The sequence below is a fragment of the Xenorhabdus beddingii genome (assembly GCF_002127545.1).
GTDB lineage: Bacteria > Pseudomonadota > Gammaproteobacteria > Enterobacterales > Enterobacteriaceae > Xenorhabdus > Xenorhabdus beddingii.
On record NZ_MUBK01000012.1, the window covers coordinates 99,051 to 115,798 of the forward strand.

At 42.2% G+C, this 16,748-nt stretch carries 14 protein-coding genes and 1 pseudogene; 8 read left to right on the top strand and 7 right to left on the bottom strand.

Features of this window, described 5'->3' with window-relative positions; genetic code table 11:
• Positions 1 to 309 precede the first annotated feature (309 nt).
• Positions 310 to 927, top strand: coding sequence for a lysoplasmalogenase family protein (locus Xbed_RS09105; RefSeq protein ID WP_086112616.1), 618 nt, complete (start codon positions 310 to 312; stop codon positions 925 to 927).
• On the opposite strand, the gene Xbed_RS09110 is transcribed toward Xbed_RS09105, so the two are convergent.
• Both Xbed_RS09110 and Xbed_RS09115 read right to left on the bottom strand, forming a co-directional pair.
• Positions 913 to 3,303 carry a Tn3 family transposase gene (locus tag Xbed_RS09110; protein WP_139837474.1) on the bottom strand — a complete coding sequence of 797 codons (2,391 nt, stop codon included), beginning with the start codon at positions 3,301 to 3,303 and terminating at the stop codon, positions 913 to 915. The genes Xbed_RS09105 and Xbed_RS09110 overlap by 15 nt on opposite strands.
• Positions 3,304 to 3,981, bottom strand: a complete 678-nt coding sequence (locus Xbed_RS09115) for a DUF4158 domain-containing protein (RefSeq protein ID WP_086112618.1) — start codon at positions 3,979 to 3,981, stop codon at positions 3,304 to 3,306. It abuts the gene before it with no gap.
• A gap of 184 nt (positions 3,982 to 4,165) precedes the next feature.
• Between Xbed_RS09115 and Xbed_RS09120 the strand changes: the two genes are divergently transcribed.
• From Xbed_RS09120 to Xbed_RS09135, 4 genes are all read left to right on the top strand, one after another.
• Positions 4,166 to 4,996 carry a KilA-N domain-containing protein gene (locus Xbed_RS09120; RefSeq protein WP_023043658.1) on the top strand — a complete coding sequence of 277 codons (831 nt, stop codon included), beginning with the start codon at positions 4,166 to 4,168 and terminating at the stop codon, positions 4,994 to 4,996.
• A 7-nt stretch (positions 4,997 to 5,003) separates the two neighbouring features.
• Positions 5,004 to 5,615, top strand: a complete 612-nt coding sequence (locus Xbed_RS09125) for a recombinase family protein (protein ID WP_086112619.1) — start codon at positions 5,004 to 5,006, stop codon at positions 5,613 to 5,615.
• A gap of 71 nt (positions 5,616 to 5,686) precedes the next feature.
• Entirely contained in the window at positions 5,687 to 5,926 is a 240-nt protein-coding gene (locus Xbed_RS09130; RefSeq protein ID WP_279625517.1) for a lysoplasmalogenase family protein, read from the top strand.
• A gap of 3 nt (positions 5,927 to 5,929) precedes the next feature.
• The gene (locus tag Xbed_RS09135; protein WP_086112621.1) at positions 5,930 to 7,333 is read left to right on the top strand and encodes a coniferyl aldehyde dehydrogenase; all 1,404 of its coding nucleotides are present in this window, start codon (positions 5,930 to 5,932) and stop codon (positions 7,331 to 7,333) included.
• 102 nt (positions 7,334 to 7,435) lie between these two features.
• Here Xbed_RS09135 and Xbed_RS09140 read toward each other — a convergent pair whose 3' ends face one another.
• Positions 7,436 to 7,891: a YaiI/YqxD family protein gene (locus tag Xbed_RS09140; protein ID WP_086112622.1), complete on the bottom strand. Its 456-nt coding sequence runs from the start codon at positions 7,889 to 7,891 to the stop codon at positions 7,436 to 7,438.
• A gap of 608 nt (positions 7,892 to 8,499) precedes the next feature.
• Between Xbed_RS09140 and Xbed_RS09145 the strand changes: the two genes are divergently transcribed.
• Positions 8,500 to 9,348 (top strand): alpha/beta fold hydrolase, encoded by an 849-nt coding sequence (locus Xbed_RS09145; protein WP_086112623.1) that lies wholly within the window; start codon positions 8,500 to 8,502, stop codon positions 9,346 to 9,348.
• A gap of 261 nt (positions 9,349 to 9,609) precedes the next feature.
• The gene (locus tag Xbed_RS09150) at positions 9,610 to 10,521 is read left to right on the top strand and encodes a LysR family transcriptional regulator (RefSeq protein ID WP_086112624.1); all 912 of its coding nucleotides are present in this window, start codon (positions 9,610 to 9,612) and stop codon (positions 10,519 to 10,521) included.
• On the opposite strand, the pseudogene Xbed_RS20690 reads toward Xbed_RS09150, so the two are convergent.
• The 4 genes and pseudogenes from Xbed_RS20690 to aptA form a co-directional block, all read right to left on the bottom strand.
• A pseudogene (locus tag Xbed_RS20690) lies at positions 10,518 to 11,668 on the bottom strand (MFS transporter). The gene Xbed_RS09150 and the pseudogene Xbed_RS20690 sit on opposite strands and share 4 nt — an antisense overlap.
• Before the next feature lie 184 nt (positions 11,669 to 11,852).
• Positions 11,853 to 12,287 (bottom strand): ASCH domain-containing protein, encoded by a 435-nt coding sequence (locus Xbed_RS09160; protein ID WP_086112625.1) that lies wholly within the window; start codon positions 12,285 to 12,287, stop codon positions 11,853 to 11,855.
• A gap of 72 nt (positions 12,288 to 12,359) precedes the next feature.
• Entirely contained in the window at positions 12,360 to 13,856 is a 1,497-nt protein-coding gene (locus Xbed_RS09165) for a CoA-acylating methylmalonate-semialdehyde dehydrogenase (RefSeq protein ID WP_086112626.1), read from the bottom strand.
• Between the two features lie 15 nt (positions 13,857 to 13,871).
• Entirely contained in the window at positions 13,872 to 15,203 is a 1,332-nt protein-coding gene (gene aptA, locus Xbed_RS09170) for an omega-aminotransferase AptA (protein ID WP_086112627.1), read from the bottom strand.
• A 122-nt stretch (positions 15,204 to 15,325) separates the two neighbouring features.
• Between aptA and Xbed_RS09175 the strand changes: the two genes are divergently transcribed.
• Positions 15,326 to 16,231, top strand: coding sequence for a LysR family transcriptional regulator (locus Xbed_RS09175; protein ID WP_086112628.1), 906 nt, complete (start codon positions 15,326 to 15,328; stop codon positions 16,229 to 16,231).
• Positions 16,232 to 16,748: the final 517 nt, after the last annotated feature.

Here is a 16,748-nt window from a genome sequence, read left to right on the forward strand (position 1 = left end):
CAACATCCGTTGAGTCCCTTAGAATTGCATTCAGTTTAGCTTACTCTAAGGTGACATTTCTATCTGGATAAAAAGTGACATTACTAAATGGTTCTAACAATGATGATTCGCACAATCTATATTATGTTAAATTGTATTGATAGATATTTCAGTTCATATCTTCTCCCCTTATGCAGCATGAACAAAAACCATAACAGACCGTGTTTATGCTCGTTTTTATCAGGATTCGCCTTACCGCATGGCTGTTTGTTGCAGGTAAAAAAATTTCTGTTACTGTAAAAAGGAAGAAACAGTGGGACGAGGTATAATATGTCATCAAATAATTGCTCCCCTCAACATGGTTTACATAACAAAATCAGGTTGCTCTATACCCTTCTTTCAGCTAGCGCCATCGCTGGCGTTTTACTCAGTGCTTCTGTAAATCCATCATGGAGTTGGCTCCACTATCTGACTAAGCCCACAGCCACAGTACTATTAGTGTTTTGGGTTCTGTTGATCCGCGAACCTGTTTCAATACGTTATCGTAACGCCATTGCTTTTGGACTTGCATTTGCCGTAGGTGGCGATTTGTTTTTGATGTTGCCGCAAGACTATTTTTTGGCTGGATTGTTTTGTTTTCTACTCACCCATTGCGCTTACATTTATGCGCTATGTTGCGACAGTGTTTATATTTCTGATGTTAAAAATAACCATTTCAGCTCGAAATTTATAATTCTCCGAACGATTGTCATTATATTTGCCGTTTTTATCCTATTTGTAATAATCGCATTCTTAATACTCATCGGACTGTGGAATAATCTACCTGACGGCATGAAAATTCCGGTTGCCATTTATGCTGTTATTTTGGCTATTTTTGCCCATCCCCCGATAGGGTTCAAAGTTACTTTTCAAGCCCTTCCACTGTTTATGACTTTAATCTGTAAATAATGTCGTCAGGTCAACCGACTTGACGAACTCACCAACGCTAAATGTTGTCGCTATGTCATTAAACTCAAATCGACCGTAGAAATTAATATGTTGCCACGCCACTGGCGATATTTTACCCAGCTTTTTACCCAGCTGTCCCATCTCAAATAAACCGTCAGGATCACCTCTCTCAAGCAAACTGGACAAGAGTTCTGCGTTGAAATAAATAACTGCATTGGCTATGAGTCGGGTACATTCGTGGATAATATGTTGTTCATTTTCACTTTTTACATTCATTTTGCCCCCGTTGACATGCGCTATCGCTTTTTTCAATCGGTGGTAAGCTTCACCACGGTTTAATGCTTTGGCAACGTATTGGCGCAGGGAGTTATTATCAATATAGTCGAGCATATAGATGCTTCTTATAATATTATCCAGCTCCCACAACGCTTTTTTTGTTTTATTTTGTCGGGCATAAGAGCTTAATTTCCTAACAATGGATGATTGCGTCGTTTCCTTCTGACCAAGAGAAGCCATTATATGTTGAATATTTGGCCACTCTTCGATAATCCGTTCTTCATTCACTTTACGAACAGGCTTAAGAAGGAACTCTTCACTGTATTTCCCTGGCGGCTCAAACCCAATGATACTCTCTGTTTTTGTTGGAAAATTTTTATAACGTGGGGCAAACTGATAGCCAAACGCGTATAAAATCCAAAAGTTAACCTGATTAGTGCCGTGGGTATCTACAGAGTGGCGATCGGGATCTATCTCTGTCGTATTATTGTAAAGGAGGTCGAACACAAAATAACTCTCGTGCTCGTGGGTGCCTATTACTTTTGCATTGATTGGCACATGATTACCGACCAGTGTTAACGCTGAAATTCCTTTTTTAAGACCGAAGTATTTTGATGCATATCTTGCGTTGGCTGTATTTCTTTGGCTCTCAAACCGTTGTCCATCACTGCTGGAGTGGATCACATCCGACTCAATATCGTAGTGTCGGAAAATAGATAATTTGGCGGTCGCATTAGCGACAATATCATTGGACTCCTTTAACGTTTCCAGTCGGAAGAAGTTTTGATATGTCATTTGTAGCACCTGATGACTTATGTCAGAAATCTCGCCCATCCTGCCCAGGCTCATATTGGTGCCAAGGGCAATAATACAGGCAATAAGTGACTTTTTATCCTGGTTGACTTTAGTATATCTGCCTAAAACATGATTGAAACCCGCTAAAAATCCTGTCTTTTTCTCCACATAGCTTAATAAATTAGCGATGCTGATCGTTGGCACAAGATGATAAAAACGATGATTATCTTCGTCTTCTTCCTTTTTATAAGGCAGAGTCCAGTTAACGGTACGGCCTTTACGGTAATTGTTAAATTTAACGTCCTTATTTTTTCGGCTGATTATCCTTTGATTTACATGTTGTAGTTTTTCTTCAAGCTCATCTTTAAGTTCTTGCAAAGTTTGGGATATTGGTCTCTGTAATACGGGCAGATCTAGGTCATTCAGGACACTTTCTTTGTCGGCTTCCCACCTGTTCATGGGAATTAAGTCGTCTGTAAAACTTCGATATTTAGTGGTGTTCTGGTTAAAAACATCCCCTGATTCAAAAGCTGTTTTAAGCATCCTGTATACGGCAAATTCATATCGGTCAGGAATGAGTTGAGGTGATTTTTCCCGGCTGTAAAGGTATTTTTGAAGTGATTTAGTGAAAAAATTAACAGGGAAATCTTTGTCGGGTATTCGCCGTAAAATTTTTCCGTCCCTAAGACAAGTCTGGACAAAGATTGCGGCTTCAAGAAGTCCTGACTCATCGGTATGACTACTAAAGTCCAGTACCCGGATAATTTGACGCAGATTCTTTTTAAAGGCGGCCGATAAGGTATCCAAGTGTTGCCAATGAAACTCCTCTTCATCAAAGCCTGATGACCCGATAAAGAGGGTTACTATCTCCATTTTTTCCCTGTTCAACAACTTAAATGCTTTGGTTCGTATCTCACCAAAAGAGACATTGTCAGTGATATCGGGGTTCAAGAAAAAGCCCAATATTTTGCCTGTGGCCTTGATATCTTCATTCGTTTGAGCCTTCCTTTTATACACCATATCCTTAGCAAACAGTTTAGCGGCTTCTTCATACTGGCGGACGTGGCAAATAAAGGCTTCGACCAGATTGTCATTGATGACATGCGTTCGATGGTAGGTGTAGCAAAGAAGATAAAAATAAGCGATCAAAGGGTCAAATCGCCGAAGCTTATAAACTGAATAATATTCAATCAGTGTTGCGTAATAGCGGATGCTTTCATTTGATATGCAAAGTGAGGGTAACCACTGACAGGCAAATTCATAAAGGGGACTGAGTTGCTTTACCCAGGTGGATTCTCTGACAATTTATGTATAACTAAAGTCCCTTAGTGCCTTTTTTAGTTGGGTTATCCAGTGCAGACCCCCTGATTCTTCAGATAATAAATTTGTGAGTGCCTCTTCCATATCAGGATTAAGATCTGATTTTAATTGCTCACAGATACGCCTCCTCTCATCCGATAAACATCGTCCAATCAAATCTTGAAAGGTACTGTACGCAGGGGTAATGATCTGATTTTTATTGAGGTGACTTAACAATTCCCGCAAGATAAACACAGGCTTAGCTGACCTTTTAACAACCCGTGCGGCCAGTTCAGCTAATTGTTCTGCCATGACACTGCCATAGCGTTGATAATTCAGATGCTGACAAATAAGTCTTTGCAGTTGTATCCGGGTCGTCTTGCCTGAAACTTTTATATTGGCGGCAGAATGATCAGGGAAATGGCAAGCCAGAATATAAGAGATATCCGTGATGACATCTTCCCGCGTGTAGGTAAAGAATATTTTCCTAGATTTAAAATACCCAAGCATAAGAATGAAGTTCACTCTGGAGTTAACAGACCAACCTTGCGGTATTATCTGATGCTCCGTATCGGATAAGGTGAAATAGTATTCTCGCTCCTCCAAAGTAAATCGAGGCAGGCCAAAATAGTCCTGAATTTCAGGTTGAGTCAGTATAGTCAGGCGCTTTTTATTGGTATTCATTTTTTTAATTCTTAATATGGCAGGGTCACATTGAGTATGTCACTTTATCTTTTTCTTACCACCTTTAATGGACATAGATTTATATACAGTTTATATTACATCTTTCCATCCGTATTTAGGCTAAAACAAGGCTGTCATTTAAACCTTCGTTTAACTGACACACCCAAAGCGAGAAGAAAGGTTTATGGCGCAAAAAATTGATGTTAGGGGTATAAAAGTCTCTGTCTTTTCCGACAAACAAGATGACTATATATCGCTATCTGACATCGCTAAGTACAAAGATGGCGACCGTGGTGATTACATTCTGCAAAACTGGATGAGAAACCGCAGTACCATTGAGTTTATCGGTTTGTGGGAACAGCTCCATAATCCCGATTTTAATTCCATCGAATTCGATGGATTTAAACATGAAGCGGGCGCAAACAGTTTCTCTCTCACGCCAAAACGCTGGATCACAACCACCAATGCAATCGGGATCATCTCGAAAGCGGGCAGATATGGCGGAACTTATGCGCATCGGGATATTGCTTTTGAGTTTGCTTCCTGGATCAGCGCAGAGTTTAAGCTCTATCTATTAAAAGAATTCCAACGGCTCAAACAAGCAGAAAATGAACAGAAAAATCTGGAATGGAATGTTTCGCGCACTCTGGCCAAGGTCAACTATCATATTCATACAGAGTCAATAAAAACGAACATTATTCCCGCCCTGGAGCTTAACCCAAAAGCAAGAAACTTTGCTTACGCTAATGAGGCCGATATATTGAATCTGGCTTTGTTTGGCAAGACAGCCAGCGACTGGCGTAAAGAGAACCCGGAACTAAAAGGCAATATACGGGACTATGCCACACTGGAACAGCTTGTCGTGTTATCTAATTTAGAAAGCTTCAATGCTGAACTTATCGAGCAAGGCCTCTCTGCAAACGACAGGTTCCAAAAGCTGAATCGCGTTGCGGTCAGTCAAATGAAGATCCTGATAGAAAACAAATCCATTGAAAAACTTAAACAATTAAAATAGGTCGTTCATGCGAATTGGGTATGCCCGTGTCTCCAAATCTGATGGAAGTCAGGTGCAGGATCTCCAACTGGATGCTTTACTTGCTGCCGGTGTTAATAAAGAAAACATTTATCAGGATGAAATATCAGGGAAGTCAGACAAACGTCCTGGATTGGATGCCTGTTTGAAAGCCCTCAGGGCTGGCGATGTGTTAATGGTATGGAAGCTTGACAGGCTTGGCCGAAGCTTAAAACACCTGGTGAATACTATCCATGATCTGGCGGATCGAAAAATCGGCTTTAAGGTACTGACCGGGCAAGGTGCAGAAATTGATACGACGACGGCCAGTGGCAAATTGGTCTTTGGGATTTTTGCCGCGCTGGCCGAATTTGAACGGGAGTTGATCAGTGAACGAACAAAAGCAGGGCTGGCAGCGGCCAGAGCAAGAGGACGTGAAGGCGGACGTTCTTTTAAACTCACAAAATCTCAGGTTCGCCTGGCACAAGCTTCCATGAAGAGTAGAGATTGTAGCGTATCTGAATTATGTGAAGAGCTTGGGATTAGCAGACAGGCTCTCTATAAGTATGTAGGGCCAGATGGGGAACTCAGGGAACACGGCAAAAGAGTATTAAAATCTTAGCGCTAACTGAGTACCCATTTTTTTCCTCATCAACTTTGAACCTTATCGGGGGATGGGTAAAAATAGCCATTTTGGCTTTCATGGCTTGGTTAGCGGTTAATAGAGCGATTATTTATCCACTTAAAAACCCGGAGCCTCCAGCACAACATGCAGCAAATACAGCAGCTCTTGGAGGTATCTTTTTTGTTATCAGCGATAGCATGCTCGCTTATGGTCGTTTTTACTTTGAAACTCCGTTAAGTCCGCTCTTGGTACTCAGTACTTATTATATAGCTCAATGGTGTTTTGCCAGTTCTGTGGCCAAGAAGTGACCAATGACAGAATTAATCAAGGCTAAATTTGACGCACTGTGTCAAGCATGGGAACAGAATCGACCTGATGAAGACCAACGCCGGGATGATCTGCTGCGCCTGCGCGCAAGTTTTAAAGCCAGTCTGAATGAAATGGTGGAAGCCGTTTCCTGCGATTTTGGTCATCGTTCCAGCCATGAGAGCATCATGGCAGAAGCGATAATTGTGTTACAAGAAATTGATCTGTGTCTGCGTTATCTTAAAAAATGGATAAAACCGCAAAGACGCAAGGCGGGATGGCAGTTGTGGCCGGCCAAGGCTGAAATACGCTATGTACCACTTGGCGTTGTTGGCATCATGGCGCCGTGGAATTATCCGGTTAATTTGGTTCTCACCCCATTGATAGCGGTTATTGCCGCAGGTAATCATGCATTTATCAAACCTTCAGAACATACACCGCATACCAATGCCTATTTAGAAAAACTGCTAAGCAAAACTTTTCCTGAAAATCGTGTCAGTATTGCACAAGGCGGAGCAGATATTGCAGCCGCTTTTTCTGCCCTACCCTTTGATCACCTGCTTTTCACTGGCTCCAGGGCGAACGGTAAAAAAGTCATGGCCGCTGCCGCACAAAACCTTACGCCTGTTACGTTGGAACTTGGCGGCAAGTCTCCAGCACTGATTGCTCCCGATGCCGATCTGAAAAAGGCTGCTGCCCGCATTATAACCGGAAAACTGTTCAATTCCGGACAAACCTGTATAGCACCAGATTACGTATTATTGCCGGAAAGCATCATTGAGTCGTTTATTGCAGAAGTTAAAGAACAGATTTCGCAACGCTATCCCCAACCAAACAACTTTCCGGACTATACAAGCATTATCAATAACAACCAGTATCAACGCCTTATCAAATTGCTTGAAGATGCAAGCATACGCGGTCATCAGATCATTCCGCTTATGCCTCTTATTGATCCGGAGCAAGCACTTAAGCAACGTGTTCTTGTTCCTACACTAGTGCTAAACCCTAATGATGACAGTGCTATCATGCAGGAAGAAATTTTCGGTCCACTGCTACCGATTAAAACCTACCGCTCTTATGGTGAAGCGATCCATTATATTGCAAGCCGTGAACGCCCATTGGCCTGTTATTGTTTCAGCAAAAATAACAAGCAAATTGAAGCTGCTTTATTGCACATCGTTGCAGGCAGCATTTGCATCAATGACACGCTGTATCAGTTTGCATGTACAGATTTACCCTTTGGTGGCGTAGGCCCGAGCGGTATGGGGCAATATCACGGCCATGAAGGCTTTAAAACCTTTTCCAAGGCCATGCCTATTTTGCGCAAATACAATCCGGCACTGACAGATCAGCTACGTCCTCCTTATGGTAAGTTTGTTAATATGATTCTCCGCTTTTTCACACGATAAAAAATCTCATGATAAGGCGATCTATAAACAGCACCATATCGGCTTTTATCTATGATAATTGCTTTTAAAAGAATTTATAAAACAATTGGATACGTTATCGTTTCAAGATGCTTTTTTTTGTTGCAATAACCATTTATCCAGTTCATTTGCGAACCGTTGGCGATCACGTTGGTTTAATGTAGCCGGTCCTCCCGTTTGGATCCCACTCGCTCGCATCGTATCCATAAAATCACGCATAGTCAGACGTTCACGTATTGTCGCTTCACTATAACGTTCACCGCGCGGATTGAGCGCTATTGCACCTTTTTCGATCACTTCAGCAGCAAGAGGAATATCGGCGGTAACGACTAAATCACCTATTTCTGAGCGACGAACAATTTCATTGTCAGCGACATCAAATCCGGCGGGAACTTGCAATGTACGTAAAAAAACGGATGCTGGTACACTTAATCGCTGATTTGCCACAAATGTAACCTGTACTTTTTCACGTTCAGCCGCCCGATATAACACTTCTTTTATAACCTTAGGACATGCATCAGCATCTACCCATATAGGCATAACAAATTCCTCTCAATTTCATATTGTTAGCTAACTATAGGATATTACGACTATTTTAAAATAATCACATCTTTTAGTTGATTTATATTGTTCTTAAACGATATTTTCGTCTTTTATTGTTTTTGTTGGTTGATTTGAAAACAAGATGGGCACTAAATCAAGGACAGATCACAACCACCTTACTGAGATAGCATTATGAAACTCGCTTATTCACATTACATTAGGTGTTTTTTAATTTTATCAATACATGAACGACTATCGCTCACAACAACAATCTTAGGTACAAAGACCGGATGCATATCAAAGAAGTTATCTAAACGATTATCAAACTGTTTAGCAAAGCGTAATAGTTCCAGAGTGTTATAAAATGTCTCTTTAGGGCGTGTTCCTGTTAGTTTTGATAATAAAAAACGTTTGACGGCGCATTTAACCCAATGTTCAGCGGCGTAGTGCTTACAACCTTACCCCCGTTTTCACTGTTCGCTATTTTGATGGGAGTTAGCATATTAGCCTGGTTGTGTATGCTTAAAGGTATGCGGATAAAAACAGTGCGAACAACGTATCTGATGTGAAGATATTTCTTCGATTGTAAAAAGGTGATTATATCAATGAATAAAGTACATATCATTCAATCCGAAGACTTTACACTAAAAGTCATTGAACAAGGTGTGGGAGAAACCCTTCTGATTATTGGCAGTGCTGATTACTATCAGCGAGTTATGCCCGAATCCTTTTATGGCCACTATCATTGTGTGTTTGTCGATCATCGCGGATTTGCAGTCTGTAACCGTAAAGTTGACGAGTCTGATGTTTCTCTGGCTCAGATTACGCAAGATATTGATCGAGTCTGTTGTGAGCTGAATATCGAGCAATGTTGGATATTAGGTCATTCCGGTCACGCTTACATGGCACTGGATTTTACTGCGAACAACAATGACAGGATTAAAGGAACCATTCTGGTTAATGCTCCACCCTGTTTATCCAAGTCCATGCAAGCGTTACAGTTTGCCAGGTGGGAAGCGGATGCGGATGAAAACAGGAAACAGATTTTCAACAACAATATCACCCAACTGGAGTCTGATATTCAGTCTGAACCTGAGCGGAAATTTGTTCATCTTTGTTGCCGATTAAGTGCTATGCGCTGGTTTGATGCAAACTTTGATGAAATGTTTTTATGGGATGATGTACCAACCCACACTGTCATGTTTGATAAATTGTGGGGGAATGTGTTTGCTGAGATCAATATCTTGGATTACACGACCAGAATCACTTCTCCTGTATTAATTATCTCATGTTCACATGATTTTAGTATTGCCCCACCCGCTGTATGGCTTGATGTTCATCCAATGTTTGAAAATGTGGAACATGTATTGATCAATAACAGCGGCCATACTCCCATGCTGGAACAGCCTGAAGCGTTTGACAAAGCTCTGCAACAGTTTCTGAAAAGAAAATAATAGCCACTATTACATGTTAAAGTTAATAACTATTTCAAAATGAGCGCCTATATACTCACCAATATTCTTACTGATGATTTAATCAGCATGCGAGACTTGTTTGTGAATTTATTGAATTTTCATATTGAATATGAGTCTGACCGGTTTATTTCAATGTCTTCAGAAAATGTCTCTGCGCCAACCGCGCCACTTGACCTCAGTTATGGATAAGATAGGCTTCATCTTTTATTAATATATTTTCTGACATAGATAACCTTAAATATGCGTAGAACTGATCATCTGGGTGGGATAACCGCGTTTGTCACAACAGCGCAATTGGGAAGTTTTACAGCGGCGGCAGAACGCCTTGGTTTGACAAAATCTGCTGTAGGTAAAAGTGTCGGGCGGCTTGAGAACCGCTTGGGGATTAAACTTTTTCAGCGCTCGACACGCCGCTTGAGTTTAACACCCGATGGAGAAGCCTTCCTGATAAGTTGTCAAAGTGCTCTTGATATTCTTGAACAAGCTGAAGCGGCGCTTACTTCACATATTCCTCATCCTGCTGGTCGATTGCGGATTGATCTGCCGGCTGCTTTTGGGCGTCAGCGAATATTGCCCGTTCTGCTGCAAATGGCGGGTGATTATCCCGAACTGGCTCTTACCGTTTCATTCAGTGAACGTTTTGTCGATTTGATAGAGGAAGGTATTGATCTTGCTATACGGATCGGAGAACTCGCTGACAGTAGTGGATTGGTCGCCCGTAAATTAACGACGCAAAAACTGGTTATCTGTGCTTCACCGGATTATTTACATTCTAATGGTGAACCCGGTACTCCAGAAGAATTGAGTCAACATCAATGTGTGGTCGGGTTTCGCAGAAATCAGCCTATCTCTTGGTTATTGAAAGAAAAAACTGGCGAGACAAGACGTTACACTCCACCAGCAACGTATGAATTTTCTGATGGAGATGCCATGTTATCTGCGGTACTGGCAGGATGCGGCTTCGCACAGCTACCATTATGGATGGTAGGGAGTTACCTTGAAAGTGGAAAACTCAAGGAGGTATTGCAAGGACATTCTGGCGTAGAAATTCCGATTAGCGCGTTATGGCCTAAAAACCGCCAACTGTTACCCAAAATACGTCATGTCGTAGATGCCTTGGTAGAAATGGCAGAAAATGGCTTGTTGGATTAACGCTTAAGCGTGTTTTTAATGCAAATGCTAAGAAATGCCATAGATGCAAAGAGGATACTGCTTAGTACAACGGTATGCACGCCGAACTGAGAAAGAAACCATCCGCCTGTAACGGAGCCAATGGTGATGCCTAAATTAGAAAACGCAATGTAAAGGCTGTTGGCAAATTCAGGGGCTTCATTGGCTTCCTGCATAAGCCATGTTTGGCTGACCATTAGCCCCGCCGTATGTAGCCCACCCCAAAACACGGTCAATACACACATAGCCACTGGCGAAAAACCCAGATACCAGACTTGGATATAGAGAAGGATTAACAAAATCGGATAAATATAGGTCGTGTTTATAACGCTTTTTTGCAGGAAATGGCTAAAGACAAAATTGCCTAAAAATCCACAAAGGCCAAATAGTATTAAAATTGCGCCAATAAAATCATGATCAAATTGAGTAATTTTCGATAAATAATCCGCTATATAGCTAAAACTTGAGAACATTGCGGAAAAAATTAATGTCACGGTAACCATCGCCAACCATAGCTTTCCTTTACGCAGTACGTTTAGTTGTTCAATAACAGGATTGTTTTTTGTTGCCGGGATAGAAGGAACAAAAAACAGAATACCGATAAAAGCGAGTGCACAAGTCGCCGCCCCAAAATAAAAGGCAGCGCTGAGTGATAAATGTTCGGCGATAAAGGAACTCAGTGGCATTCCTAATACCATCCCCACAGCAACGCCAGCAAAAACCTTTGCAACCGCCCCTGCACTTTTTCTTCAGAAACGGAATTCGCGGCAATGACAAGAGCAACCGCAAAGAAAACAGCATGTACCAATCCGGGAAGGATTCTGAATAGCAGCATCAAATTAAAGCGATCTGTCATAGCATAAATAAGGTTAGAAATCACAAAGATCAGGAGAATAGAGAGAAGAACATGCTTCTTGTTATATCCAGACAAAATCAGAGTGATAAATGGCCCGGCTATTGCCACAACGATGGCATAAATCCCGACAAGAAAACCGACTTGGGTGGGTGTTACATGCAATTGCGCTTCCAGTTGTGGCAGCAATCCAATCACCGCAACTTCCGTTGTAATAACGCCAAAAACGGCAATGGATAACGTCAACAACAGCATAGCGCTTTTATTTTTCATCATGGGAGTTTTGGGAGTTTATTGAATATCTGTTTTTAATGGATAAGCAAAATAATGGCAAATCATCTGTAAAAACAAAAGGATGCTTTGGTCTATTCTCTGTAGACATAATTTCTTAAATGATTTTGTCTCAATAGATTTCAAGCCGCAGTAAGGCGGCTTGAATCTCTGTCGGAAATTTAAGGGATTAGTTAGGGGGAAAATCAACGGTCTTAAATTCGATAACAATAATTTCCATGTCGGGTGAAAAAACACCCATGCGCCCAAAAAAACGTTGATGCTCCGCTTGCCAGTGAAGCAAACTTCGGTCTCCCTCTCCTTCTTTCCAGGCCAATTCTGTCGTCATTTCTGAAAATTGCATTAAGTGCATAGCAATAACTCTGACAACACAGATCGGACGTTCTTTACTGTCGAAGACAATATAGTGATTGCCAACGGTAATTTTGTCACCTTCTGACTCATCAGAATCATATAAATTAAACGAGCAAGTCGTTGCTGTTTTGATACCTTTGGCAACCAATTCAGCCAGTTCATCATTCATGGCAGGAGAATCACCAAATACCCAACGTTCAGCTTTTGGATATTTGTCTTTCATCAATTCCATAATGTGGTCTGTTTTCATATTTGTCTTTTTAATGTTGGGTTAAATTTTGGCGGCCAAGGGCACCGCCCGTTAAATAAATAATGATGAAGATTAATTATTGCTGGGGAAAGCAAATTGAGCGGCTTCATGGCGTTTGCGTTTAATCCAACGCTGAGTGATCGTTTTACGGCGAGTATAAAAACGGACACCATCCGGGCCATAAGCATATAAATCACCGAATAGTGAACGTTTCCAACCCCCAAAGCTGTGATAAGAAGCAGGAACAGGCAATGGAACGTTGATCCCTACCATACCCACTTCAATTTCATTGGCAAACATGCGAGCCACTTCGCCATCATTTGTAAAGACGCAAGTCCCATTGCCATATTCGTGGGCATTAATCAGTGTTATCGCGTCTTCCAAACTGGCAACCCGCACAATACATAGCACTGGCCCAAAGATTTCTTCCTGATAAATACGCATTTCTGGTGTAACACGATCAAACAGGCAACCACCAATAAAGAAGCCATTTTCATATCCGGCAACAGAGAGATCCCTGCCGTCAACCACCAACCTGGCTCCGGCGTTGACACCTTCGGTAACATAATTTGACACCTTTTTTAAATGCGCCTGAGTCACTAATGGCCCCATATCCAGACCACGTTCAGTTCCGGCCCCAATTTTGAGCGTCTTAATTTGTGGCGTCAGTTTTTCAATTAAGGCATCAGCGATTTGATCACCGACACAGACCACAACAGAAATAGCCATACAACGTTCGCCACATGAACCATAGGCAGCGCCCATCAACGCGCTGGCGGCATTATTTAAATCTGCATCCGGCATTAAGACAGCATGATTCTTCGCTCCACCCAATGCCTGAACCCGTTTGCCGCGTCGCGTTCCTTCACGGTAAATATATTCTGCTATAGGCGTAGAACCGACAAAACTCAGTGCCTTCACATCGGGGGATTCAATTAAACCATCAACCGCTTCTTTATCGCCGTTGACAACGTTCAGTACCCCTTTGGGTAACCCTGCCTGCTGGAATAACCCTGCGATAAACAATGCTGAACTGGGATCACGCTCAGACGGTTTAAGGATGAACGTATTACCACAGGCAATCGCCAGCGGATACATCCATAAGGGAACCATCGCAGGGAAATTGAAGGGCGTTATACCGGCAACAACGCCCACGGCATGAAAATCGCTCCATGAATCAATTTCTGGTCCAACATTGCGACTGTATTCCCCTTTCAATAGTTCCGGCGCTGCGGTGGCGAAATCCACATTTTCGATTCCCCTTTTCAATTCTCCTGCCGAATCTTCCAGCGTTTTCCCGTGCTCTTCACTGATCAACCTAATTATCTGTTCTTCATGTTGTTCAAGTAATTGTTTAAAACGAAACAAAATTTGAGCGCGTTTCGCGGGTGGTGTATCACGCCAAGCCGGAAGCGCGGCTTTCGCGGCAGCGATTGCTTGCTGTACGGTTTCCTGGTCGGCCATTTCAACTTGACGGATCACATCTCCGGTAGAGGGATTAAACACGGCGGCGGTTCTGCCATCTGCGACGGTTATTTCACCATTAATTAAATGCGTCACTGTTTGCATACTTTCTGATCCCCTTTATTTAAGCTGGTATAAAACATCACCCACGGCATTGAACAGGCGATCAAGATCATCCGTTTTAGCATTGAACATTGGACCAAATTGCAACGTATCACCTCCAAAACGGACATAAAAACCCGCTTTCCATAATGCAACACCTGCATCAAAAGGCCGAACAGTCGCATCTCCATCCCTTGGCGCAATTTGAATGGCTCCCACCAGCCCACAATTACGAATATCCACAACATTCGGGCAGTGCTTCAACGCATGGATTTTTTGCTCAAAATGGGGTGCCAATTCGGCGGATTGTTGCGGTAAATTTTCTTTTTCCAGCAGTTCCAATGAGGCCAATCCTGCCGCACAAGCAACCGGGTGACCTGAATAGGTATAACCGTGGCTGAACTCGATCATATGATCAGGTAGAGATTGTGACATAAAGGCATCGTAGATCTTGCTGGACGCAATGACCCCCCCCAAGGGAATTGCACCGTTGGTAATTTGTTTGGCAACGTTGAGAATATCCGGAGTGACCCCGAAATATTCAGCGCCGCTCCAACATCCCAGACGCCCGAATCCGGTAATCACTTCATCAAAGATCAGCAGGATATTGTGTTGAGTACAGATTTCTCGCAAACGTTGTAAGTAGCCTTGTGGTGGGATAATAGCGCCGGCAGACCCAGAAAGTGGCTCGACGATAACGGCAGCGATATTACTGGCATCATGCAGTTCAATCAGCTTAAGCAATTCATCGGCCAGTTCTGGGCCACCAGCCGAGGGTATTCCTTGAGTAAAAGCCATATTGGGTTGTAATGTATGCGACAGATGATCCACATCCATAAACTGGCCAAACATTTTACGGTTCCCCCCAATCCCGCCAAGACTGGTCCCGGCGATATTGACGCCATGATACCCACGCGCCCGGCCGATAAATTTCGTTTTTGCGGGCTGCCCTTGTATACGCCAGTAAGCACGGGCCATTTTCACTGCGGTATCAGCCGCTTCTGAACCTGAGCTGGTAAAAAAGACATGATTCAAATCGCCGGGCATTAAACGGGCAATTTTTTCTGCCAGCTTAAATGACAAGGGATGACCATGCTGAAAGCCGGGAGAATAATCCAACGTGCCCAATTGCTCAGAAACCGCCTGACGAATTTCAGTGCGTGAATGACCAGCCCCGCACGTCCATAAGCCTGATAAGCTGTCATAAATGCGCCGGCCTTGATCATCGACCAACCAGTTTCCATCTGCTGAAACAATTAAACGTGGATCTTGTTGAAAATGACGATTGGCACTGAATGGCATCCAATGTGCTTTAAGATTTAGGGTTTGAAAACAGTTTTTCGCTGACATTTTTTCACTCCTCGCACAAGGTTGTGACAAAAAAAGAGGGTTGTAACAACGAGTTTGCAATGAAACTATACTCAAGTTAAATCTCAATTATCAAATCATTAGTTATGAGTTTACTTACGTAAATGAAATCCACAAATCTTAGGCAAGTGACTGATTTTGATTTGAAACTATTACGGATCTTTAAGGTCGTGGTAGAATGCGGCAGTTTTTCTGCGGCAGAAGGTTCACTGGGTATGACTCGTTCAGCCATTAGCCTCCATATGAGCGATTTAGAAAAACGTTTAGGGATGCGATTGTGCCAGAGAGGACGTGCCGGATTTTCTTTAACGGATGAAGGCCGTGAAATTCTTTGTGCCAGTGAAACCATGATGGCGTCAATTGAAGAATTCCGTCAGCATGTTAATCAGATGCACAAACAGTTACGGGGAGAATTCAACATCGGTATTATTAATAATTTAGTGACACAGCCGATGATGCGCATCACTAATGCGCTGGAGCATCTACGATCAGCCAGTTCTCACATCCAGATTAACATCAGCATGAGTACACCAACGGAAATTGAACGAGGCGTGTTAGATGGAAGATTACAGGTTGGCGCCCTACCGCTGATTATGCCCCTATCAGGGTTGAATTACGCCCCACTCTACAATGAACGGGCTTACCTATATTGCAGTCATAAGCATATGCTGTTTTCAGCCGCTGATAATTTTGATTATCGCCGGCTCAATCAACTGGATGCCGTTATTCCCAGCTATCGGATAAGTACGGAAGCCATGAATCATCATGCGATGCTGAACAGCGCGGCAACAGCGTCTGATCGTGAAGGCATCGCATTTTTAATCTTAACGGGTCAGTTTGTTGGATTCCTTCCGGATCATTACGCTTATTTTTGGGTGGAAAAAGGCTTAATGAAGGCATTGGCACCAGAGCAAATTTATTATGATTCTAAAATTTCAATAGTAACCCGTAAGGGAAAACGAAATAATTCGATTCTTGAATTGTTTTTAGATGAGTTAGAGTGCAAATGACCCCAAAAAACGGTTAAACACTCTCTTCTATTTTAGAATAAAAACAATAAGATTATTGAAAATAAATATTATCCATGTGTTTTTTGTTGTCTTTATTTTGATATAACGCATTCAATTATCTTACACAAAGAATAAAGACAAATAGACATATATATGCAAGAGTGTGTTTTAGCATCCCTGTAGTTATGTATTTGGTTGCAACTGGTGATTGTGTTTCATATTCATCAGATGTTAAGTAAAATATTAAAAAGATCTGGGAGGCATCATGCATAAAAACAATTATAGGGTTTCTTTATGTGTTATTTTAGTTAATCTCCTTTTTTTATCTGTTTTTTCTCGACCATCAAATGCTGTGGAAATGATAAGTTATAGAGCCAGCATTCCAATAAATGAAAGTCCATTAATAGAACCTAGTAACGCTGAGTTAACATATTAAGTGCAACAGGCGGAATATTAAAAGGCGTGAGTCAACTGTGATACATTTCACGGCTCTCACACCCGAAATCATGGCCTGATA